General features: G+C 63.2%; 18 protein-coding genes. 14 read left to right on the top strand and 4 right to left on the bottom strand.

Features of this window, described 5'->3' with window-relative positions; all coding sequences use genetic code 11:
• The first annotated feature begins 458 nt into the window (after positions 1 to 458).
• From HV744_RS01935 to HV744_RS01920, 4 genes are all read left to right on the top strand, one after another.
• A complete protein-coding gene (locus HV744_RS01935) occupies positions 459 to 1592 on the top strand; it encodes an OpgC domain-containing protein (protein WP_175147864.1) in 1134 nt (377 codons plus the stop codon).
• Entirely contained in the window at positions 1589 to 3265 is a 1677-nt protein-coding gene (locus HV744_RS01930; RefSeq protein ID WP_175147863.1) for a tannase/feruloyl esterase family alpha/beta hydrolase, read from the top strand. The genes HV744_RS01935 and HV744_RS01930 overlap by 4 nt, the downstream gene beginning before the upstream one ends.
• A gap of 166 nt (positions 3266 to 3431) precedes the next feature.
• On the top strand, positions 3432 to 4358 hold the full coding sequence (locus HV744_RS01925) for an ABC transporter ATP-binding protein (RefSeq protein ID WP_175147862.1): 927 nt from the start codon (positions 3432 to 3434) through the stop codon (positions 4356 to 4358).
• Positions 4355 to 5116: an ABC transporter permease gene (locus tag HV744_RS01920; RefSeq protein WP_175147861.1), complete on the top strand. Its 762-nt coding sequence runs from the start codon at positions 4355 to 4357 to the stop codon at positions 5114 to 5116. The genes HV744_RS01925 and HV744_RS01920 overlap by 4 nt, the downstream gene beginning before the upstream one ends.
• 125 nt (positions 5117 to 5241) lie before the next feature.
• Here HV744_RS01920 and HV744_RS01915 read toward each other — a convergent pair whose 3' ends face one another.
• The gene (locus HV744_RS01915; protein ID WP_175147860.1) at positions 5242 to 6243 is read right to left on the bottom strand and encodes a helix-turn-helix transcriptional regulator; all 1002 of its coding nucleotides are present in this window, start codon (positions 6241 to 6243) and stop codon (positions 5242 to 5244) included.
• 183 nt (positions 6244 to 6426) lie between these two features.
• Here HV744_RS01915 and HV744_RS01910 point away from each other — a divergent pair, with 183 nt between their 5' ends.
• The 4 genes from HV744_RS01910 (at position 6427) to HV744_RS01895 (ending at position 13300) form a co-directional block, all read left to right on the top strand.
• Complete coding sequence (locus tag HV744_RS01910; protein WP_175147859.1) at positions 6427 to 7338, top strand: helix-turn-helix domain-containing protein; 912 nt, start codon at positions 6427 to 6429, stop codon at positions 7336 to 7338.
• Positions 7339 to 7768: 430 nt separating this feature from the next.
• The gene (locus tag HV744_RS01905; RefSeq protein WP_175147858.1) at positions 7769 to 8194 is read left to right on the top strand and encodes a DUF3830 family protein; all 426 of its coding nucleotides are present in this window, start codon (positions 7769 to 7771) and stop codon (positions 8192 to 8194) included.
• 200 nt (positions 8195 to 8394) lie between these two features.
• A complete protein-coding gene (locus HV744_RS01900) occupies positions 8395 to 9615 on the top strand; it encodes a sensor histidine kinase (protein ID WP_175147857.1) in 1221 nt (406 codons plus the stop codon).
• A gap of 364 nt (positions 9616 to 9979) precedes the next feature.
• The gene (locus tag HV744_RS01895; protein WP_175147856.1) at positions 9980 to 13300 is read left to right on the top strand and encodes a YadA-like family protein; all 3321 of its coding nucleotides are present in this window, start codon (positions 9980 to 9982) and stop codon (positions 13298 to 13300) included.
• Positions 13301 to 13454: 154 nt separating this feature from the next.
• Here the strand turns inward: HV744_RS01895 and HV744_RS01890 are convergent, their stop codons facing one another.
• The 3 genes from HV744_RS01890 to shiA all read right to left on the bottom strand — a co-directional run bounded on the left by HV744_RS01890 (position 13455) and on the right by shiA (position 16677).
• Positions 13455 to 13589, bottom strand: a complete 135-nt coding sequence (locus HV744_RS01890; protein WP_175147855.1) for an MFS transporter small subunit — start codon at positions 13587 to 13589, stop codon at positions 13455 to 13457.
• Positions 13590 to 13599: 10 nt separating this feature from the next.
• On the bottom strand, positions 13600 to 15003 hold the full coding sequence (locus tag HV744_RS01885) for an L-lactate MFS transporter (RefSeq protein ID WP_175147854.1): 1404 nt from the start codon (positions 15001 to 15003) through the stop codon (positions 13600 to 13602).
• A 354-nt stretch (positions 15004 to 15357) separates the two neighbouring features.
• Positions 15358 to 16677, bottom strand: a complete 1320-nt coding sequence (gene shiA / locus HV744_RS01880) for a shikimate transporter (protein ID WP_175147853.1) — start codon at positions 16675 to 16677, stop codon at positions 15358 to 15360.
• Between the two features lie 382 nt (positions 16678 to 17059).
• Between shiA and HV744_RS01875 the strand changes: the two genes are divergently transcribed.
• From HV744_RS01875 to HV744_RS01850, 6 genes are all read left to right on the top strand, one after another.
• Entirely contained in the window at positions 17060 to 17281 is a 222-nt protein-coding gene (locus HV744_RS01875; protein ID WP_175147852.1) for a hypothetical protein, read from the top strand.
• Positions 17259 to 17978, top strand: coding sequence for a GntR family transcriptional regulator (locus tag HV744_RS01870; protein ID WP_175147851.1), 720 nt, complete (start codon positions 17259 to 17261; stop codon positions 17976 to 17978). Before HV744_RS01875 ends, HV744_RS01870 begins: the two co-directional genes overlap by 23 nt.
• A 564-nt stretch (positions 17979 to 18542) precedes the next feature.
• Positions 18543 to 20306, top strand: coding sequence for a thiamine pyrophosphate-binding protein (locus HV744_RS01865; RefSeq protein ID WP_175147850.1), 1764 nt, complete (start codon positions 18543 to 18545; stop codon positions 20304 to 20306).
• A gap of 24 nt (positions 20307 to 20330) precedes the next feature.
• Complete coding sequence (gene frc, locus HV744_RS01860; protein ID WP_175147849.1) at positions 20331 to 21578, top strand: formyl-CoA transferase; 1248 nt, start codon at positions 20331 to 20333, stop codon at positions 21576 to 21578.
• Between the two features lie 56 nt (positions 21579 to 21634).
• Entirely contained in the window at positions 21635 to 22459 is an 825-nt protein-coding gene (locus HV744_RS01855) for a fumarylacetoacetate hydrolase family protein (protein ID WP_175147848.1), read from the top strand.
• 63 nt (positions 22460 to 22522) lie between these two features.
• Positions 22523 to 23452, top strand: a complete 930-nt coding sequence (locus HV744_RS01850) for an NAD(P)(+) transhydrogenase (Re/Si-specific) subunit beta (RefSeq protein ID WP_175147847.1) — start codon at positions 22523 to 22525, stop codon at positions 23450 to 23452.
• Positions 23453 to 23515 lie beyond the last annotated feature (63 nt).

Below are 23515 nucleotides of genomic sequence, written 5' to 3'. Positions count from 1 at the left end.
TCGTCATGACGCGCAGCGAGCCGGCCGATCGCGGATCAGCCAGCAATGTGTCCGGTCCACATGAGTGGCCGCCGGAAGAGGACATCGCGCGACAGAAACGCGCGAGCTCCGGCGGGCGAGCATGAAACCATCGTACGATGAAAAAAAGCGAAAAAAATCGCACAGCGCCTTCAGCGATTTTTTTCCTCGGCCATTACCGATCGCGCTCGCGTTTCGCGCGTGAAAGCCGCAAAAGTTGCCGCGAAGAGAAGACGCGATGACTCAGTATTACCGCACGCCGACAGCTGAATTTCAGATTGCCATCTTGCGGGAGGAGATTAAAGGCCGGTTGTCAGCGCGCGTGAGCAGCGTGCACGGGAGCGGCCGGAACGAATTATTCTCGTGGTGTTCCTACGAGGAACGGCGGTCCATGACCGCTTCTCACGGCGCGTCACCCGCGCCATCCTGCGAGAACCCGAATGGAAATTCGTCGCGGCCGCCCAGGGGGAAGTCCCCGTGGAGGACGCTCGATCGAAGTGGATTTCTTCCGCGGCGTCGTGCTGATCGTCATCGTGCTGGATCACATTCCCGGCAGCACGCTGTCGCATCTGATGTTGCACGCGTATGCGTTGTGCGACTCGGCGGAAGTGTTCGTGTTTCTCGGCGGCTATGCGTCGGCGGCGGCCTATACGAGCGTGCTCACGGGCCGTGGCGAGAACGCGGCGAAGATGCGCTTCGTCAGACGCTGCTGGGAAATCTATCGCGCCTATCTGTTGACGGCGGTGTTGACGCTCGTGTCCGGCGCGGCCCTCGCGCTGCTGCATCTGAACTCTCCGATGGTCGAGCTCACCGGCTGGCCGCCTTTCGCGGTTCAGCCGCTGCGCGAAGCGCTCGATATCGCGGTGCTGCGGCGTCAGCCCTATCTGTCGAGCGTGCTGCCCATGTATGTGATCTTCGCGCTGTGCGTGCCGTTCGCGGTGCCGCTCGCACGCCGTTCGTCGCTGACGGCGGTGGGTCTGAGCGTGGCGATCTGGGCGCTCGCGCGGCCGCTGGCCGCGTTATTCAGCATTGACGATGTGGCCGACTGGGCTTTTAATCCGTTTGCATGGCAGCTGATGTTCGTGCTTGGCATTGTGTGCCGGGTGCAGCCGATCAGCGAGCGCTTTCACGCCAGCCGCACCGCGCGCTGGTTCACGTGGGCCGCGGTGGTCGCAGTGATGGCGTTCGCGATCGTCAAACTCTTCGTGCTCACGCAACCGTTGCCCGGCACTCTTAAACAGAACCTCTCCGTGGACCGTGTGATCAACTTCATCGTCATTGCCTGGCTGGCCGCGCAGTTCGTGCGGATGGGCAGCATCGCGTGGCTTGCGCGGCGCCTGCCCGCGGTGGTAACGGTCGGCCGCACCGGGCTCGTGTGTTTCGTCGCCGGCACGCTGGTCTCATTGATCGTCGATACGGCGACCCCGCATACGTTTCATGGGTTTCGCGGCGGATTGATCGGACTGGGCGGCGATCTGGTCGCCATCGGCGCGGTGCTGATGATCGCGCGCGGCTGGCACGGCTGGAGAGGGCAGCAGTCGGGTGCGCCCGCCAATGGCGCGGGCTACGGATGACGGTGCGATGGCGCCGTACGCGTTCGACGCGAGATGCGCGTACGGCCGCCGGGGTCGTCGGCGCGTTGTTGTGGCTGGCGGCTCACGCGGTGCTGGCCGCACCCAAAGAAACCCCGCTCACGATGACGATGCGCTGCGCGGAATTCGCGGGTGCGGTGCTGCCTCCTGATGTGATTGCGTTGCCGACCGCCGGCGCGCAGATCGAAAGCGCGGCGATGGTGCGCGCCACCGCGCCCGGCAATCAGCAAGGCGGCGAATATTGCCGCATCACCGGGCGGATCAAGTCACTCAAAGCGAGCACGCCGGATATCCGTTTCGATCTGAATCTGCCGCGCCGCTGGAACGGCCGCGCGCTGCAGATCGGCGGCGGTGGCTATAACGGCGTGGTGGTGAGCGGCACCGGCGTGATGCCGTTTTCGCCGGATCGCGCACCACTCGCGCAAGGCTATGCGACGTTCGGCGACGACTCCGGGCATGTCGGCGATGGGTCGCTCGCGGTGTTCGGCCTCGTCGACGAAGCGGTGACGAATTTCGGCTATGCGCATCTGAAGAAGACCCACGATACCGCGCTTGCGTTGATTGTGCGCGCGTACGGCCGGCCGCCGCAGCGGATGTATTTTGCCGGCGGCTCGACCGGGGGCCGCGAAGGCTACACCGTGATGCAGCGCTTTCCCGACGACTACGACGGCGTGATCGCCAACTCGCCCGCGCTCAATTTTTCCGGCGTGCGCCTGCTCGGCGTGAAGCTCGGCCAGGCGGAATACGCGACGCCCGGTGGCTTCATTCCACCGCTGTTGCTCGAGCACGTGTATCAACGCACGCTCGCGGTCTGTGACCGGCTCGACGGCGTGGCGGACGGTATCATCAGCGACGTTGCCGCGTGCCGCGAGCACGAAGCGGAGATCGTCGACTCGTTGCGTTGCGCGGGCCGTGCGCCTTCGCACGATGAATGCCTGACGGACGCGCAACTCGCCACCTTGCTCGTGATGCGCGACGGCCTCTCATTGCCGTACCGGCTGGCGTGGGTCGTCACCGGCTATCGCGGCTACAACGTCTTTCAGGGTACGCGTCTGAGCGGGCTGCTCGGGCTCGCGCATCAACCGGAGCGCCTGCCGGTGCCGACGTTCTACGCCAACGGCTATCTGTTCGCGCAGGGCGACGGCTACCTCCGCTACTTCATGGCGCGCGACGCGGACTTCGACTCGCTCGGATTCGACCCGCAACGCCCGGGAAAATATCGCGCGCAACTGATCGCGTTATCGCAGACGATCGGCGCGATGAACCCCGACCTGTCGCGCTACATGGCGCGCGGCGGCAAACTCATCACCGTGCAAGGCCTTGCCGACGAAGTCATCAGCCCGAATCAGACGATTGCGTACTACGAGGCGCTGATCGCTCGTTTCGGCGCCGAGCGGGTCGATGGCTTCATGCGGCTGTATATGGTGCCGGGCTTTCAGCACGGCAGCGGCGTGTTCATTCCGTCGGTGGATCTGCTCGGCGCGCTCGATAACTGGGTGACGCGCGGCGTGTCGCCCGAGACCTTGACGGCGACCGACATCGCGGCGGCGACCAATGGACGCTCGCGTCCGTTGTGCCGTTATCCGCTGTTTCCACGCTATGCCGGCAAAGGCAATGTGAATCTCGCTAGCAGTTTTGTGTGCTCCGGACCGTGAGGTGAGTTGAAGCGGGGCGGAGGTGATCGCAGTCGCCCCACTGAACGTGGCGCACGAAGCCGGCGACACGCTGCACGCTTTGCCACTTTCCATTACATTGCGGGTGCGGTCGCGCATTCGCACCGCTCCTTCCAATCAAACAACGGTGTCTGCCATCGTCGAATCCATGCAGCCAATCGTCTCGGTCACGAACCTGTCGAAAACTTATGCCAGCGGCTTTCAAGCGCTCAAAAATATCAACCTGGCAATCAACCGAGGAGAGATTTTCGCCTTGCTCGGCCCGAACGGCGCGGGCAAAACCACCCTCATCAGCATCATCTGCGGCATCGTCAATGCCAGCACAGGCAGCGTGACGGTGGACGGCTCCGATATCGCGGCGGACTATCGCGGCGCGCGCTCGCTGATCGGCCTCGTGCCGCAGGAGTTGACCACCGACTCGTTCGAAACCGTCTGGGCGACCGTCTCGTTCAGCCGCGGGCTGTTCGGCAAGCCGAAAAACCCGGCGTTCATCGAGAAGGTGTTGCGCGACCTGTCGCTGTGGGAGAAGCGCGACAGCAAGATCATCACGCTGTCGGGCGGCATGAAGCGCCGGGTGCTGATCGCCAAGGCGCTCTCGCACGAACCGCGCGTGCTGTTCCTCGACGAACCGACCGCCGGCGTGGACGTCGAGTTGCGGCGCGACATGTGGAAGCTGGTGCGCTCGCTCGCCGAGAGCGGCGTGACGATCATCCTCACCACGCACTACATCGACGAAGCCGAGGAGATGGCCGACCGCATCGGCGTGATCAGCGCGGGCGAGATCATGCTGGTCGAAGAGAAGACGGAGCTGATGCGCAAGCTCGGCACCAAGCAGCTGACGCTGCAACTGGAGAGTCCGCTCGAGCACGTGCCGGCGTCGCTGGCCGGCTACGCGCTGGCCGTCGCGGAGGGCGGCAACGAGCTGATCTACACCTACGAAGGCGATGGCGGGCGCACCGACATCATCGCGCTGCTCAAGGCGCTCGACGACGCCAGCATCCGCTTCAAGGATCTGCACACCACGCAGAGTTCGCTTGAAGACATCTTCGTCAGTCTGCTCCGAGGTGATCAATGAATATCCATGCAATGCGCGCGATCTACAAGTTCGAGATGGCGCGCACCTGGCGCACGCTGATGCAAAGCATCATCGCGCCGGTGATTTCGACTTCGCTTTACTTCGTCGTGTTCGGCTCGGCCATCGGTTCGCGCATCAAGGAAGTGGACGGTATCAGTTACGGCGCGTTCATCGTGCCGGGGCTGATCATGCTGTCGCTGCTGTCGCAAAGCATTGCGAACGCGTCGTTCGGGATTTACTTTCCGCGCTTTACCGGCACGATCTTCGAGTTGCTGTCGGCGCCGGTGTCGTACCTGGAGATCGTCGTGAGTTATGTGGGCGCGGCGGCCACCAAGTCGATCCTGCTCGGCCTGATCATTCTCGCGACCGCCGGACTGTTCGTGCCGTTACAGGTGCAGCATCCGATCTGGATGGTGCTGTTCCTGGTGTTGACGGCGGTCACGTTCAGTTTGCTCGGGTTCATCATCGGCATCTGGGCGGATAGCTTCGAGAAGCTGCAACTCGTGCCGTTGCTGATCGTCACGCCGCTGACCTTTCTCGGCGGCAGTTTCTATTCGGTCAATATGCTGCCGCCGTTCTGGCGCGTCGTGACGCTGTTCAATCCGATCGTCTATCTGGTCAGCGGCTTTCGCTGGAGCTTCTTCGGGCTCGCCGACGTGAACGTCGAGTTGAGTCTCGGCATGACGGTGCTGTTTCTGGCGGTGTTCCTGCTGATCGTCAACTGGATCTTCAAAACCGGCTACCGGCTCAAGAGCTGACAGGACGTCGTGCGGGATGAGCGCGAGCGGTCTGCCGGTGGGCATCAGCGCACGCTCATGGCTCGCGCCCTTGCCGCGTGATCGAAAGACGTGACGGCGCTCGCCGTCACGTCATCCACCGTCAACTACGACACATACGCGTGCGCGACGTTGATCAACTGCACGCGATTGCGCACGTTGAACAACTGCCGCAAGCGACGCAGATGATAGTCGACGTTATGCGGCGACAGCCCAAGGAAATAAGCGATTTCCTTGTCCCGCTGACCCTGCACGACCGCCTTCAGCACCGCGTGCTGCAACTCGCTCAACGCGACGCGCTGCTGCTGCGCGGGCGCGATGCCGATCACGCTTTTCGCGTGCGTCCAGATGAACTCGTGAATCGTGTGCGCGAACATCAGCGTTTCGGCCACGATCGATTCGGTCATCCAGCGCGGGTTGCCGATCTCCGAGTTGAAGCACAGGCTCGCGCTCAGCTCAGGCTCGGGCAGCGGCATCTGCGTGAGAATCCCGCTTTTGCGGCCGTTCGCCTCCATCATGTCGATCAGCCCGCCGAGCCGCTCGCTGCGCATTTGCGCGCGCGGCAGCTCGGCGCGCAGGTCGGCGGTGTTCCACAGAAACGGCATGCCGGTCGGCGACGCGAGCGCGACCCGCGGGTCCAGCTCGAAGTAGCGCTCGCGGAAATAGCGCGTGAGCCATGTCTGCGACTCGTAGCTGGTCAGCACGAACATCGTCTTGTGATGCGACGACGTGCGCGTGGCCGTATAGCTGAACGAGTCGAAGCCAAGCTGCCTGATGCGCTGCCGCACGAATTCGATGCGGTCCTGCGCGCTGCCGAACCGCCCCAGCGGACTGATGATCGGTGCGGCGCGTCTTGTGGCGGGCGACGGCGTGCCGATCTCCTCCTCGGTGAAGAGGGTGAGAAAGCCAGTGGGCGCGGCACCGGTTGCGGTGCGGGTCGATGCTCTCGATGCTTCAGCCGCGTGGGCTGATTTCACGGGTTGCCGCGTGCCGGCCGGGTGGGCCGGTGGTGCGGACACCGCTGAGTTGTATGCTGCCGACGCGTGCCCGGCTTCGCCTTGCGGCGAGCTGGTCAGCCAATGCGGCAGCGTATCGCATTCGTGTTCCATGAAACGGTAGCTCCGGCGTTCGAAACGCGTGAAAGACGACAACCTGAATGATTAGCTATTTCCAGAAATTACGGTAGCCGGTTCCTTGCTATCATTTTCGCGATCTTGCGCTGACAGCGGACCGGCAACACGGGTATGGCGGAGTTTCTCCTTGCATATGGCACCTCCTTGGGAATGGACGTGATGGCACGAATTCCGAAGCTGACAACGACGCTTGCCTACGACCGCTACATGGCGGGTCAGAAACTGGTGTCGAGCGTGGACCGCCCGTGGCGTCACCTCGTGCTGCGCTCGTATCTCGAACCGGCCGCGCAGGAACTGCTGGAGGCGCCCGGCTTGCAGGACCTCACGCTGATGACGCTCGCGAGCGGCGCCGAACACCTCGAACGCAATCTGCACGGACGCTGGGAGAGCGCCGATCTGCGCGTGGGCGACCTCTGGTTCGTGCCGCCCGCGCCGATCTCGTGGCGCTGGTGTTCGATCAGCGACGAGCCGCTGTCCACCGTTCATTTGCACATTGAGCGCAGCCTGATCGACAGCGTCGCTGATCAGATGGAGCACGGCGGGTCGAGCGAACTGTCGCTCGGCGACGCGATGCAGTTCCACGATCCGCTGATCGCCGCGATGCTCGGCGCGCTGCATCGCGCCGCCGGCGATCCGGCCGATGCGCGTCTGTATGTCGATACGCTGGTTCACGCGCTCGCCGCGCATCTGTTGCAGCATTACTCGCGCGGCCGCCACGCGCCCGGCCGGCTGCCCGCACAGCCCGAACGGCTGGTGCCGCGCCGGATTCGCCGCGTGACCGACTACATCCACGCCAGTCTTGCCGCCGATCTGTCTATCGATGAACTGGCGAGGCACGCGGGGCTAAGCAGTTTTCATTTTGCGCGTGTGTTTCGCCGCGAGACCGGCGAGACGCCACATCAGTTCGTCACGCGCTTGCGGCTCGAGGAAGCGGCGAGGCTGCTGCGCGCCAGCGATCAGACCGTGCTGCAGATTGCGCTTGCGGTGGGTTTCGAGAGTGCCAGTCATTTCTCCGTGCAGTTCAAGCGTGGCTATGGTTTGACGCCGCTCGCTTACCGGCTGCGCGGCTGACGTACGGATAGCGCGGCTGGACGTGGGCGGCGGGTCAGCGGGTCATGTCGGGGCGACCGTTGGCGATGGCCGGTGGCGGATGCTTGCCGGCGTTGGTCGCGCATATGAGTACAGTCCAATGAGCCGCCCTCAGATGGGAATCACGCACTTTGCGCAGTGTGCGGCGCATTGCGCGCCTTGCAAACTACGAACTTTCGTGGCGACACAGTGGCAAGACCTGGCATAGCCATGTCGTGTAAGCCTTTCCGGCCCTTTTCAGGCGCGCGGCGACAACGGGTCTAACTGGCCTGACCAGATCAAAAACAACTGTACCTGTCGAAGCCTTGCATCGGACGACAGAATGATGCGCACACAGCCTGGCCCAACCCGCCTCTGAGCGACCGTGTCTGACCGACCTTTCCATTCAACCCGTCACACTGGATACATTGCGATGACCCGACTTCGAATCACCTCCTGCGGCCACGTCTTCGTCGCCGAAACCCATCCCGATGCGCCGCACACCGTGGCCGCGTTCCTGAAGCTGCTGCCGTACCGCCAGAAGATCATTCACGTGCGCTGGAGCGGCGAAGGCTGCTGGGTGCCGCTCGGCGACTTCAAACTGGAGAGCGACGGCGTGGCGGTCGGCTTCGAGAATCACACGAGCCATCCGTCGGTCGGCGACATTCTGTTCTACCCGGGCGGCTACAGCGAGACCGAGATCATTCTCGCGTACGGCTCGTGCTGCTTCGCGAGCAAGATGGGGCAACTGGCGGGCAACCACTTCCTGACTATCGTCGAAGGCCGCGAAAAGCTGCGTGAGCTCGGCGCCAAGGTGTTGTGGGAAGGCGCGCAGGACGTGCTGTTCGAGAAGATCTGAAGCAACGGCGCCGCGTACACGTCCTAAACCCTGGTTAATTTTTGTTCAGCAAATCGCGCATACTGGCAGCGCAAGGGCGGCTTGTGAAGCGCTCGCCGATCTGCCTCCCGAGCGCGGTTTGCGGCCCATGCGGTCGCGTCGAGCAGGGAGCGGAACACTTATTTTTTCGCCGCGCCGCGCTGCGGCGCCAGGTCTCCCACATGACGGACTCGCACGTACCCCCGCTAAGCGCCTTCGCCGCACAGTTGCGCTCCCAACAGGTCGAATTGACCGAACGCTGGATGAAGGCCGTCTTTCATGACGCAGAACTGACCGAATCCGACCGGCTGACCAACGAACAACTGGCCGATCACATCCCGAACATCCTCGACGAAATCTGCAGCGTGCTGGAGAACCAGGACCTCGACCACGCGGAGAACGCGATCGGGCGCAACGCGCGGCTGCACGGCAAATTGCGCTGGAAACAGGGCTACCGGATCGACGAGCTGGTGCGCGAACTCGATCTGTTTCGCCAGATGCTGACCGGGGCGATCGTCGAGTTCAGCGAAGCGCGGCCGTCTTTCACGCGGCGTCATGAGGAGCGGGCGCGGCATTTCATCGACGAAGCCGTCAGCTTCGTCACGCTGACGTCGATCCGTGAGGTCGTCAGCGAGCGCGACAGGAAGATCGACGATTACACCGGGCGGCTCGAACGCGCAAATCATGAACTGACGCTCAAGCAACGGCTGGTCGGTGATCTGTACGAGTCGCGCATGCAGATCACCCGCAGCGTCGTGCACGATCTGCGCAGCTTCCTCAACGTGTTTTCGATGGCGCTGCAACTGATGAGCCGCGCGCCGTCCAGGCTCGAGACCGCGCTCGCGCTGGCGAACCGGCAGGCCGCCGATATGAAGACGCTGGTCGATGAACTGGTCGAATACTCGGTGGTCCTCGGCGACAGCAGTCCGCTCGTGCTGGAGCGTTTCGCGCTGCGCGAGCTGTTCGACGAACTGGTGATTTCGTGCGAACCCGCGATCGAAGCGAAAGGGCTGCGCCTTCAGACCGCGTTCGACGGCGCCCTGAACGAGGTCGTCTCCAACCGGCTGAAGCTCAAGCAGGTCGCGCTCAACCTGCTGACCAACGCGGCGAAATACACCAAGGCGGGGCAGATCGAATTGACGATGCTCGCCGCGCAGGACGAGCACTGGTGTCTGCGTGTGTCGGATACCGGCGTGGGTATCGGCGCGTCCGACCGGGAGCGCGTGTTCAGGGAGTTCGAACGCGCGACCGACGACGATATTCCCGGCGCCGGTTTGGGTCTCGCGATCGTCAAGGAATTGTGCCGGGCGCTCGAAGGCGAGATTCGTTTCGATTCGCAGGAAGGCGAGGGGACGATCTTCGAGATTACGTTTCCGATGCGCTTGCAGGCGGCGGGTACCTGAGCCGGTCGTTGCCGTTTTGGTCTGAGGGCGCTGTGTTGGGTTCGCTGACCCATGTCCGTCGTTTTACTCCGAGACAAATTAAGCCCAAAGCTTAAAGCAGCCTAAGAAGTCAAAACCCAATCTAAGAAATTTGGCCACTTTCGCCTGAGCGACGCTATGTCGTTTGTCTCATTTAAGCTAGAAATTAACTTTTAGGAGTATTCGGATTCCCCCCATCGGCGTGCGTCGCTGACACTGATCACTTCGCTTTTGTCGGCCAAGTGGAAGCGCGCCGTGCTCCTAAGTTTTGGCCTGTTCAAGCCTAAATACTTAGGATGGCATAGGAAAAATCTTGGCGAATGAGTCTCGATAAAAATGGGAGGGCATGTTGAACAAAACATATAAAGCCGTATGGAACCGATCGACCCGCACCTATGTCGCCGCGTCCGAGGTGGCGAAATGTCATCGCGCGATAGGCGCGTCGATGTGCCGGGCGCTGGTGGCCGCCAGTGCCGGTCTGTTGAGCGCGTTGACGTTTTCGCAACCAGCCCGTGCCGACGATTGCACGCCCCAGACGCCGAGCTGTCTGAACGTCGCGCAGGCGTTGACGACGCAGGTGGCAAGCACGGCCACGCCGGCCGCCAATGACCCGGCGTGGTCCACGGAAACGGCGGCCGCCATCGCCAACGCCAGCGTATTTGCAGGTACACCGGCGGTTGCGGCCGAAGTTGCGGCAGCGCAACCCGTCGTGATGCTCGCAGCCGCCGCCACCCCAGTGGTGACCGACTATATCTCCGTCAGCCCCAACGTCGTTCAAGGCACCCGCACCAGCGCGTCAAGCGATCTGAACGCGATGGCGATCGGCCCCACCGCAGCGGCCGTGGGCGTCAATGCGCTGGCCGTCGGCGGGGGCTCGGCGGCGGGCAGCGACGGTTCGACCGCGGTCGGCTCGGCGGCGGGCGCACTGTCGGTCAATTCGACTGTCGTCGGCGCGGGCGCGTCGGTCGGCGCCCTGTCGGACAATTCGGTCGCGCTCGGCTACAACTCGCGCTCGAGCGCGCTCAATAGCGCGTCGATCGGCGGCTACGCCAGCGCGACGTCGGCCGGCGCGGTGGCGATCGGCTACAACTCGTTCGTCAGCCAGGCCGCAACGAATGCGCTGGCCATGGGCTCGAATGCAACGGCCAGCGCGGCGGGCGCGGTGGCGTTGGGCGGCGGCTCGATCGCGAATCGCGCCAACGTGGTGTCGGTGGGCAGCAGCACGCAGAGCCGGCAGATCGCCTATGTCGCGGCCGGCACGCAAGCGACCGACGCGGTCAACGTGGGCCAGCTTGCCGGCGTGGCCGCCGCGCTTGGCGGCGGCGCGTCGATCGACTCGACCGGCGCGGTGGTTGCGCCGTCCTATACCGTCGGCGGTACGACTTATAACGACGTCGGCGCGGCACTGGCCGCGGCCGCGTCCGACGGCGTAGGCGCGAGCGCCGATGCGCTGCGCTACGACACCGCGCAGCATGACATCGCGACGCTCGGCAACCCGGGCACCCCGGTCAAGCTCACCAACATCGCGGACGGCACGCTAAGCGCCGACAGTTCCGACGCCGTGACCGGCGCGCAGCTCTATGGCGTCAATCAGGCGGTCACGCAGAATTCGTCGGCCATTACCGAGATCACCAACAACATCAGCAATATCACCAACGGGACGATGGGTCTGCTTCAGCAAGACCCGGTCTCACGCGATCTGAGCGTCGCGAAAGACACGGACGGCACGCATGTCGACTTCACCGGCACGGCGGGGCCGCGTGAGCTGCTCGGCGTCGCGGCGGGTACGACGGCGAACTCCGCGGTCAATCTGGGGCAGCTCGGTCCGGTCGTCGAGTCGCTTGGAGGCGGCGCGTCGGTCAATCCGGATGGCACGGTCCAGAAACCCGTCTACAACATCGGCGGAGCCACCTATAGCGACGTAGGCTCGGCGCTCGCGGCGGCGGTCACGACCAGTGTTCGCGCCGGCACCGATTCGGTCCAGTACGATTCGACAGCCCATGACGCGGTCACGTTGGGCAACCCGGCTGTGCCGGTCCAGGTCACCAACGTGCGTGCCGCCAATCTCGCGGTAGACAGCTCGGACGCCGTCAACGGCGCACAACTCTTCAGCACCAATCAGGCGGTCGCGCAGAACACCAGCAGCATCACGAACCTCGACCAGCGCGTCACCGACAACACGTCGAGCATCACCAATCTCGACGCGCGTACCACGACCGTCGAAGGGGACGTGAGCAACATCACGAATCAGATCACAAACGGCGAGATCGGCCTGGTCCAACAGGATCAGGCGTCGCGCGATCTCAGCGTCGCAAAAGACACGGATGGCGCGCGCGTCGATTTCACCGGCACGGCCGGCGCCCGCGAATTGACCGGGATTGCGGCGGGCACCACCGATTCATCGGCGCTCAATCTCGGCCAGCTCAAGCCGATGGTGGCCGCGTTGGGTGGCGGCGCGCAGATCAACGCCGATGGCTCGGTGAGCGGTCCCACGTATCACATGCAGGGCGGCACGCAAGCCACGGTCGGCGACGCGCTCGGCTCGCTCGACAGCGGCCTCACCACGTTGCAGCAGAACATGGCGACCGGCGGCATCGGCGTGGTCACGCAAGATCCGACATCGCGCGCGATCAAGGTCGGCGCGACGACGGATGGCTCGCTGGTCAACATGGCCGGCACGGCTGGCAATCGGGTCGTCACCGGTGTGGCGCAGGGCGCGGTCGGTCCATCCAGTCGCGATGCGGTCAACGGCTCGCAACTGTATGCGCAAGCGGCGAGTACGGCGGTCGCGCTCGGCGGCGGTTCGACCGTCAATCCGGATGGCACGGTGACGGTGCCTTCGTACAACGTGGGCGGTACGGTCGTGAACAACGTCGGCGGCGCGATCACCAATCTGGATGGCCGCGTGACGCAGAACAGCACGGACATTGCCGGCTTGCAGACCACCATCGGCAACCTCAATGGGGCGCTGGCGAACGCGGTGCTATACGACAGTTCCGCCCATAACAAGATCTCGCTCGGTGGCACAGCAGCCAACGCACCGAAGGTTCAATTGACCAATCTGAAGGATGGCGAAATATCGGCCACCAGCAGCGATGCCGTGACCGGCGCGCAACTCTGGAGCACCAACCAGCAGATCGGCAGCCTCAATCAGGTCATCAACAATATCCAAACCACCGGCGACACGTACGTTTCCGTCAACAGTTCCGGCAATGCGGCGCAGGCGATCGGTAACAATTCGGTCGCGATCGGCGGCGGCGCCAAAGCGTCGGCGCCGAACTCGGTGGCGATCGGCGAGGGCTCGGTGGCCGACCAGACCGGCACGGTGTCGGTGGGTTCGGCCGGCAACGAGCGCCGCATCACCAACATCGCGGCAGGCCAGGCTCCCACCGATGCCGTGAACATGCAGCAGTTCCAGGGCGGCATCAGCGAGATCGCGCGCAACGCCTACTCGGGCACCGCGTCGGCTATCGCGCTGACGATGGTCCCGGAGGTCGATGCGACGAAGAACCTGGCGCTCGGTGTCGCGACGGCCGGCTATAAGGGATATCAGGCGGTGGCGGTCGCCTTGTCGGCGCGCGTCACGCAGAATCTGAAGGTGAAAGTCGGCGCGGGCGTCAGTTCAGCGACAACGACGGTCGGCGCCGGCGCGGCGTATCAGTGGTAGCGGGGAGGCAGACATTCGACGCGCCTGAGCGGCGCGTGTGGACGGGCAGCGGCATGGAGCGATGTATAGCAAAGCACCATGAGGTATCGCGATGAGCGGCCCATGCCCGCTGCCGGCACCCCGTCGTCTGAACGAACGGGGTGCGCAGCGGCATTCAATTGAACAGCTTCATCGCTTGCGAGATCGTATTGACCACGCCCCATGCCAGCGGAAGCGTCACGTACAGCCAGAAGATGACGAGCTTCGCCTTGCTGGTCGGCAACACGGTTTGAATGTGAGCGGTCGACATGCGAGTCTCCTTAGGCGCCTTTGGCGAGTTGTGCGTCGTTCATGTGGTGCTTGTCGTCCACACGCTTGACCAGCAGGTTGCAGACAAAGCCGATCACCAGCAGCACGGCCATGATGTGAACGGTCATCGTGTAGGCATCCGCCTTGGCGACGCCGTGCGCGACTTCATACGCACGGATGTAATTCACCAGCACCGGACCGGCGACGCCCGCGGCGGCCCACGCCGTCAGCAGACGGCCATGAATGCCGCCGACGAACGCCGTGCCGAACATGTCCGCGAGGTATGCGGGCACCGTCGCGAAGCCGCCGCCGTACATCGACAGGATCACGCAGTAGGCGAGCACGAACAATGCGATCTGGCCGGAAGCCGCGAAACCCGGCACGAGGTAGTACAGCACCGCACCGAGCACGAAGAAGATGACGTAGGTGTTCTTGCGGCCGACCCAGTCCGACGCCGAGGCCCACACGAAACGGCCGCCCATGTTGAAGAGCGACAGCAGGCCCACGAATCCGGCTGCCGCAGCCGCCGTCACCGTGTTCTTGAAGCTCTCCTGGATCATCACCGAGGCCTGGCCGAGAATGCCGATGCCGGCCGTCACGTTGAGAAACAGCACCAGCCAGATCAGATAGAACTGCGGTGTCTTCAACGCCTGGTCGATGTGCACGTGGTTACGCGAAATCATCTTCTTCTGATTGGTCGCGGCCGGCGTCCAGCCGTCCGGCTTCCAGTCGGCGGCCGGCACGCGGATCGCGAGTGCGCCGATCGACATCGAGATGAAGTACGCGATGCCGAGCACGACGAAGGTCTCGGCCACGCCGATGCTGGTCGCGCTGCGGAAGTGGTTCATCAAAGCCACCGACAAAGGCGCGGCGATCATCGCGCCGCCGCCGAAGCCCATGATCGCCATGCCGGTCGCCATGCCGCGGCGGTCCGGGAACCAGCGGATCAGCGTCGACACCGGCGACACATAGCCCAGCCCGAGCCCGATTCCGCCGATCACGCCGTAGCCGAGATAGAGCAGCACGATCTGATGCAGGTACACGCCGAGTGCGGAGACCAGGAAGCCGCCGCCGAAGCAGCATGCGGCGGTAAACATCGTGCGGCGCGGGCCGACATGTTCCAGCCATTTGGCGGCAAAGGCAGCCGACAAACCGAGGAACACGATCGCCAGCGAAAAGATCCAGCCGAGCGCGGTCAGCGACCAGTCATTGGCGGTGGATTGCGTAATGCCGATCACTTTGGTCAGCGGGCCGTTGAACACGGAGAAGGCGTACGCCTGGCCGATACACAGGTGGACGGCGAGGGCTGCGGGCGGAACCATCCAGCGCGAAAAGCCCGGCTTCGCCACAGTGGCCTGTTTGGAAAAGAATGGGGCGGAGCCTGGCTGGCCGCCCGGCTCGGTAATGCTGCTCATCGTCGGTCTCCGTTGAGGGATTCTTTGTTATCGGCGTTTCATACCGATTGCCTTAGGCGGCGCAGTGTAAAGCGTGCAGGATCTCGCGTCCTCTATATATGAATTTTATTTTCATGATACGTGGGCAAATTCACGCGGAATTTTGCTTTGCCGAACGATAGGGCGCGAACTTCGCATTTGCAATATGAGGCCTAAAGACATAAGGCATTATCCTGGTGAAATACGACCGCAATCTGCCGAATCGCGGCACGCCGTGCGGACACCTCAACCGAACCGGCAGCGCCAAGACAAAACGGGCCGGCGGTGGCATCTGCGCCACGCCGGCCCGTCCGGGCGGTGATCGATTCGCTGGTTTCAGGCGATAGCGCGCCCGGCCTTCATTTTGGCCGCGACGAGCACCGAGATCAGGCAGCCGACCGCCAGGTACGCGGCCACCGGGTGCCACGAGCCGCCAGCAAAACTGACGAGCGCCACCGCGATGAACGGCGTGAAGCCGCCGCCAACCACGCTCGCCACCTGATAGCCCACGCCCGCGCCGCTGTAGCGATACTCGGTGCCGAACAGTTCGGTGAACATCGGTTGCTGCACGCTCACCACCATGTCGTGCGCAATGTTCGCGAGCATCACGGCGAAGACCACGATCCACAGCGTCGAGCGCGCTTCGAGCGCGAGGAAGAACGGCACCGCGCTCAACATGCCAATCACCGCGCCGATGATATACACGCGGCGGCGGCCGAAGCGGTCCGCGAACAACGCAAAGCACGGAATCGTCACGCAGCTCAGCGCGCCGACCAGCAGGCCGATCGTCAGGAAGAATTCGCGCGGCATGTGCAGGTTCGCCGTCGAGTAGTTCAGCGCGAACGCCGTCACGATGTACATCGTGAACAACTCGGCAAGGCGCAGCGCGATGATCAGCAGGAACGCCTTCGGATGGCGCAGCAGGGCTTCGACGATCGGCAGGCGCACGCTGCGCTCGCCACGCTTGCCCACTTTTTCGACGAACTCCTTCGACTCCTCCATGCTCGAGCGGATCCACAGCGCGATCAGCACCAGCACCACGCTGAACAGGAAGGGCAGACGCCAGCCCCAGCTCAGGAACGATGCGTTGTCCATCGAGCGGCTGATCAGCGCGACCAGCCCGGTCGACAGCACGAGGCCCACGCCGTAACCAACCTGCACGCCGCTGCTATAGAACGCTTTTTTCTTCTCCGGCGCGCTTTCGACCGCCATCAGCGCCGCGCCGCCCCATTCGCCGCCGACCGCGAAGCCCTGAATCGCGCGTAACGTCACGAGCAGCACCGGCGCCCACCAGCCGATCGTGGAGAAGGCCGGCAGCAGACCGATCGCGGCGGTCGACAGGCCCATCATCATCACGGTGAGGACCAGCATGCGTTTGCGTCCGAGACGGTCGCCGTAGTGTCCGAACACGAAGCCACCGAGCGGACGGAACAGAAAGCCGACGCCGAAGGTGGCAAACGCGGCGAGCGTGCCCATCGCCGGGCTGACTTTCGGGAAGAACTCGGCGTTGAACACGAGTGCGGCGACGATGCCGTACAGCAGAAAGTCATACCAGTCGACCACGGCGCCGACGAAGCTGCCGAGCGCCGCCTTGCGTGCCTGATTGCGCGCTGTGCGGTGGTTGGCCGTTGCGGCCGCCGGAATGATGGTGCTCATCACACTGTCTCCTTGAAACTCTCGAACTGCGGAATGGGATCGGGCGGCACAGGCAGAGCGGTGGCCGCAATCGATCCGTGGCAGGATGTCCGGAAGGTTAATGATGCGAGGCGGATCTCACAATCCGCATTCGGGTGAAATTGCGCGATCATCGGACCCGACTGCGCGCATAGCGCGCGTTTTGCGCGTTTACACCGAGCGGTGGCGCTTCGATCGAAGCGGCGAACCGGTGAACCGGCGGTGACCGTCGCGTGCTAACGTGAGCAATGAAAACGTCACGTGAAAACAACATACGCTGATATACTACATACCGAATATTGATAAATGCGGCGTTGCAGCATATGATTGAGTCATTCGTTCATTCAATCATCCGGAGTAACAGATGGAATTTGTGCCTCTTGTGCTGTTCGCCATTGCTTTTGTGGGTTTGGGCGCTACCGCCACCGTTCTGTTGACCGACTGGATTCCGCAGCCGGTCGCGCAGCTTGCATCGCAACATGGCCGCTTCGTCGGCCTGGGCGAGCAACGCGGCGCAGCGGTGCCCGCGCCGTATCGCGCGCATGTTCAAGCAGAGGCGATGAATGTCGTCAGAACTTCAAACTGAAACAGTGGCAACACCGCTGACCTTGTCATTGCAGCCGATCGGCGCGAGCGCGAGCTTGCGCGATCAGGCGTACGCGATGCTCCGCCAGGCGATTGCCGACGCGGATATATACCAGAATCGCGAAGAAATCCGTCTCGACGAACGCGTGCTGAGCGAATCGCTCGGCGTAAGCCGCACGCCGGTGCGCGAGGCGATGACGCTGCTCGAACAGGAAGGCTTTCTGCGCATGGTGCCGCGGCGCGGCATCTATATCGTGCGCAAGAGCAAGCGCGAAATCGTCGAGATGATCCAGATGTGGGCGGCGCTCGAAAGCATGGCGGCGCGGCTGGCCACGCTGCACGCGACGGATGAGGAAATCGCCCGCCTGCGCCATATGTTCGACAATTTCCGCGACGCGACGCCGGCCGAGCACATCGCCGAGTATTCGGACGCGAACATCGCGTTTCACCAGGCGATCGTCGAGTTGTCGAAGTCGCAGATCATTCTCGACACGATCAAGAACATCTTCATCCACGTGCGGGCAATCCGGCGCATGACGATTTCGCAGAGCGACCGCGCGTCGCGCTCGATCGTCGATCATTTGCGGATAATCGAGGCGTTGGAGCAGCGCGATACCGAACTGGCCGAGCGGCTGGTGCGCCAGCATTCGCTGGATCTGGCGGCGTTCGTCGAGGCAAATTGCGATTTTCTGGATTGACTGACCGCTGCGTGAGCGGTTGACTGAGGTTGCGATTGAAAAGGGCCCGCGGTGTGAAAACACCGCGGGCCCTTTTGTTTGCGTGTCGCTGGCGGGGGAGGGAAAAACCGCGCTTGACGGTCTTAAAAATATGGTATGTGATATATCAAATGGGATGAACGAAGGCGCGACTCAGTGTTTTCCCGAGACTAATCTGAAGCCGCTACCGCTGTTTCGCCGTAAAGCATTGACTGGCAAGCCACGGCAGCAAAAACCCCAACGCAGACGCGTCTCGAAATTAAGCTTGATTGAATGTGATATATCACATACGGTACGTAGCGAAGTCAGCGGGACGTCGGTGACAACGGAAGCATGTCGAAGCGGAAGCGTCCGTCGATAACCGTCGCACAAGATTGAGCAGCAACAGCTTTGCATGGGATTGGAGTAGCCGCTAAAGCGCCAACTCCAATCGACAGCTTTGCATGGGATTGGAGTAGCCGCTAAAGCGCCAACTCCAATCGACAGCTTTGCATGGGATTGGAGTAGCCGCTAAAGCGCCAACTCCAATCGACAAAGGAGACAACCATGTCTGCAGTTGTTTCATCCCCGAACCAAAGCATGGGCAGCACGACCGCCGACGACACGCTCAGGCAGAAGACGCGCAATGCCGGCGTCATCTCGGGCGGCCATCTGGTTGCGAAGGCGCTGAAAAACGAAGGGGTCGATACGATCTTCACGCTGTGCGGCGGCCACATCATCGACATCTACGACGGCTGTGTCGACGAAGGGATTCGCATCATCGACGTGCGCCACGAGCAGGTCGCCGCGCATGCGGCCGACGGCTACGCGCGTCAGACCGGCAAGCTCGGCTGCGTGGTCACGACCGCCGGCCCCGGCTGCACGAACGCGGTGACGGGCATCGCCACGGCGTTCCGCTCGGAGAGCCCGGTCCTGCATATCGGTGGACAGGGCGCGCAGACGCAGCACAAGATGGGCTCGCTGCAAGACCTGCCGCACGTCGACATCATGGCGCCGATCACCAGGTTCGCCGCCAGCGTGTCGAGCACCGAACGGGTGGCGGACATGATCTCGATGGCGGCGCGCGAGTGCTTCAACGGCGCGCCTGGCCCGGCTTACCTGGAAATTCCGCGCGACGTGCTCGACCGCGAAGTCGAGCTGACGCGCGCGATCGTGCCGCAACCGGGCCACTATCGGGCGTCGACGAAATCGATCGGTGATCCGCGCGACATCGAGAAACTCGCGGACATCATCGTGAATGCCGAGCGGCCCGCGATTCTGTACGGGCAGCAGGTGTGGACCGCGCGCGGCCATGAAGAGGCGATCGCGTTGCTGCGCGGCATCGACATCCCCGGTTATTTCAACGGCGCAAGCCGCGGGCTGTTGCCGCCGGGCGATCCGCACCACTTCGACCGCACGCGCTCGCAGGCTTTTGCGAACGCGGACGTGCTGATCGTCGTCGGCACGCCGTTCGATTTCCGCATGGGCTATGGCAAGCGCATCAGCAAAGAGCTGACGCTCGTGCAGATCGACATGGACTACCGCACGGTCGGCAAGAACCGCGATATCGATCTCGGCCTGGTCGGCGATCCGGGCGCGATTCTGGCGGCGGTATTGCAGGCCGCGAGCGGTCGTCTGAAAGACGACAAGCGCCAGGCGCGCCGCAAGTGGATGGCGCAGTTGCAGGACGCCGAAGCGAGCGCGACCGAAAAGCTGATGCCGCTCTTCAAATCGAATAGCACACCGATTCATCCGTATCGCGTCGCTTACGAGCTCAACGAGTTCCTCTCCGAGGACACCGTCTACATCGGCGACGGCGGCGATGTCGTGACGATTTCCGCGCAAGCGGTGCGTCCGCGCCGCCCGGGCCAATGGATGGATCCCGGCGCGCTCGGCTCGCTCGGCGTGGGCACCGGCTTCGCGCTCGCAGCGAAGCTCGCGCATCCGCACAAGGAAGTGCTGTGCTACTACGGCGACGGCTCGTTCGGCATGACCGCGTTCGACATGGAAACCGCCAATCGCTTCGGTGCGCCGTATCTCGCGGTGATCGGCAACAACTCGGCGATGAACCAGATCCGCTACGGCCAGCTTGCCAAATACGGCGACGAACGCGGCAACGTCGGCAATCTGCTGAGCGATGTGCCGTTCAGCAAGTTCGCCGAAATGCTCGGCGGCCACGGTGAGGAAGTGCTCGACCCCGCGCAGATCGCCGGCGCATTGCAGCGCGCCCGCGAAGCGATCCATCGCACCGGCCGTTCGGCGGTGGTCAACGTTTGGGTCGACCCGCGCGAGTACGCGCCGGGCACGAAGAACCAGACCATGTACAAGTAAATCGCAGCCTTCAGGAGACACAACATGAGCAAAGCACTCGACGGTGTGCGCATTCTCGATTTCACGCATGTGCAATCGGGGCCGACCTGCACGCAATTGCTGGCATGGTTCGGCGCGGATGTGATCAAGGTGGAGCGGGCCGGTGCAGGCGACATCACGCGTGAGCAGTTGCGCGATATCCCGGACGTGGACAGCCTGTACTTCACGATGCTCAATCACAACAAGCGTTCGGTCACGATCGATACGAAGAACCCGGAAGGCAAGCAGGTGCTCGAAGCGCTGATCCAGAAATGCGACGTGCTGGTCGAGAACTTCGCACCAGGCGCGCTGGATCGGATGGGGTTCACCTGGGAGCGGATTCAGGAGTTGAATCCGCGCATGATCGTCGCGTCGGTGAAGGGCTTCGGTCCTGGGCCTTATGAGGACTGCAAGGTCTACGAGAACGTCGCGCAATGCGCGGGCGGCGCGGCCTCGACCACCGGCTTCGACGACGGGCCTCCCGTCGTGACCGGCGCACAGATCGGCGACAGCGGCACGGGTTTGCATCTGGCGCTCGGCATCGTCACGGCGTTGTATCAGCGCATGCAAACCGGACGCGGTCAGCGCGTGCTCGCCGCGATGCAGGACGGCGTGCTCAATCTTTGCCGCGTGAAACTGCGCGACCAGCAGCGTCTCGAACGTACCGGCACGATGAAAGAGTATCCGCAATATCCGAACGGGATGTTCGGTGAAGCGGTGCCGCGCGCGGGCAATGCGTCGGGCGGCGGTCAGCCGGGTTGGATTCTGAAGTGCAAGGGCTGGGAGACGGACCCTAACGCTTATATCTACTTCATCACGCAAGCACCGGTATGGGCGAAGATCTGCAACGTGATCGGCAGGGAAGAGTGGGCGACGGACCCCGCCTATGCGACACCCGCAGCGCGTCTGCCTCATCTGAAGGATATCTTCGCCGAGATCGAGCGCTGGACCACGACCAAGACCAAGTTCGAGGCGATGCAGATCCTCAACAAGTACGACATTCCGTGCGGGCCGATTCTGTCGATGAAGGAAATCGCCGAGGAGCCCTCGCTGCGCAAAACCGGCACGATTGTCGAAGTGGATCATCCGACGCGCGGCAAGTATCTGACGGTTGGCAATCCTATCAAACTGTCCGATAGTCCGACCGAGGTCAAACGCTCGCCGTTGCTCGGCGAACATACGGATGAAGTGATGGCTGAACTCGGTTATTCGCCTGAACAGATCAGCGCGTTGCGTACCGCCGGCGCGATCTAGGCGAGCGCAATCCGTAGTCAACCAAAGATAGTGTCGGAGCGCTCAAGGAGCAATGTATGGATACGTGGATGCGGTTCATGTCGAGCGACGGTGGTGTCGTGTTCGGCCGTGTCGAAGGTGGCTATCTGCACGAATACGAAAGTCTCGATCAGCCGGTGCCGACCGGCGCGGTGCTGTCGACGCGCGCGCTGACGCCGCTTGCGCCTTGCGCGCCCGGCAAGATCGTCGCGCTGTGGAACAACTTTCACGCGCTGGCGGCGAAGCTCGACAAACCCGTGCCCACGCATCCGCTGTTTCTGCTGAAGCCGGCGGACTCGGTGATCGGCGCGGGTGAGCCGATCCGGCGGCCGCTGAGCTACGCGGGCAAGATCGTCTACGAGGGCGAGCTTGGTATTGTGATCGGCCGCCGTTGCCGCGACGCGAGTAGTTTAGAGGAGGCCGCCGACGCGATCTTCGGCTACACGCTAGTCAACGACGTGACGGCGGCGGATCTGCTGAATGAGAATCCGCACTTTCCGCAATGGTGCCGCGCGAAGAGTTTCGATACGTTCTGTTGTATCGGGCCGGCGATCGTGTCCGGGTTCGACTGGAGGCAAGCGCGTCTCGTGACGATGCTCGACGGCGTCGAGCGGCAGAACTACCCGCTCGCCGATATGGTGTTTTCGCCCGCCGAGCAGGTGAGCCTGATCTCGCAGGATCTCACGCTGGAACCTGGCGATGTGATCGCGTGCGGGACGTCGGTCGGCGTCGGATCGATCAAGGACGGCGCGACGGTGTCGATTTCGATCGACGGAATCGGCACGCTCAGCAATACGTTGAGTGCCGCGCGCGCGGAGACGGCAGCGCAGGCACGGCCGATCACCGCGGCGGGAACTGTCTGAAGGTGAACTGAATCCCCGGTCCATGGGGCCAGCGTCTTTGCATCGCAACTCGAAGGAGTACGCATGCCGCAAGCGTCTGACAGTACCGCATGGATGGGCGTGTTTTTCCCGCTGGCGGCCGGTCTTGCTGCGGCGTTGATCTCGGTGTTGACGGTTGCGCTTGCCGCAGTCGGGCAACGGCAGGTTGCGCGGCGCTCGACGCGTCGACCGTATTGGCATGCCGGCGCGCTGGCCGCCGTGCTCGCAGGACTGCTATCCGCGGGAATGGGGACGAGCGAAGCAGTGGTCGGCGCCTCGGTCGCGGGCGCCGTGCTCGGTGCATGGCTGGTGCGCGGATCCGATCTGACACGACGGCCACGTCTTGTTGTGCTGTTGGGCAGCTGCATGGGCCTCGCTGTCATGTCGGGCGGCATTGCTCGCTATGTGTCGGCGGCGGCGCGGGCGAATGCCGAGCGTATCGAGCTCTATGCGGCCGTATTCATCGGCGCACTGATTTTCGCGACCTCCGCGATCGCGTTCTGCAGATTGCGCGGTGCATTGCAATTGAATGCGGTCGCGCGTCCGGGCCATCGCATCGTCAATCTGTTCGCGATGCTGCTATGCGGATGGCTCGGCTACGGTTTCGTGACCGAGCAGGCGCAGCCGTTCGGACTCGCTGCGCTGCTCGCAATGAGCGCGCTGGCGTGTGCAATGGGCGTGCACCTGATGATCAGTCGTGGATATCCCCATGGTCACGGCGAGGAGGGCGCTTTACACGTGCCCGCCTTCGCCGCGCGTTGCGATGGCCTGGCGATGTACAGACGAGGACTGCTCGCGCGTATCGAATGGCATGGCGGGGAAGAGCAGTCGTGGGCGTTGCGCGAAATAGAGCCGGGCACGTTACGCACGGCGGCATATCGACACCGTCGAGGCAGTCACAACAGCGGGAGCGTCGCTAGACGTCAACGCGCGTGCGTGCGCTATCGCTCGGCTCATGTCACCACGCGTCGTTGAATATGAATGCACCGACTCGTCGAATAACAAGCGCGGCGTACGACGGGACAGTGAGCCCGCCGC

Source organism: Paraburkholderia ultramafica (genome assembly GCF_902859915.1).
In the GTDB taxonomy this organism is placed as follows: domain Bacteria; phylum Pseudomonadota; class Gammaproteobacteria; order Burkholderiales; family Burkholderiaceae; genus Paraburkholderia; species Paraburkholderia ultramafica.
Note: the sequence above shows the minus strand (reverse complement) of the source record. Positions and strands in the feature narration are given on the sequence as shown.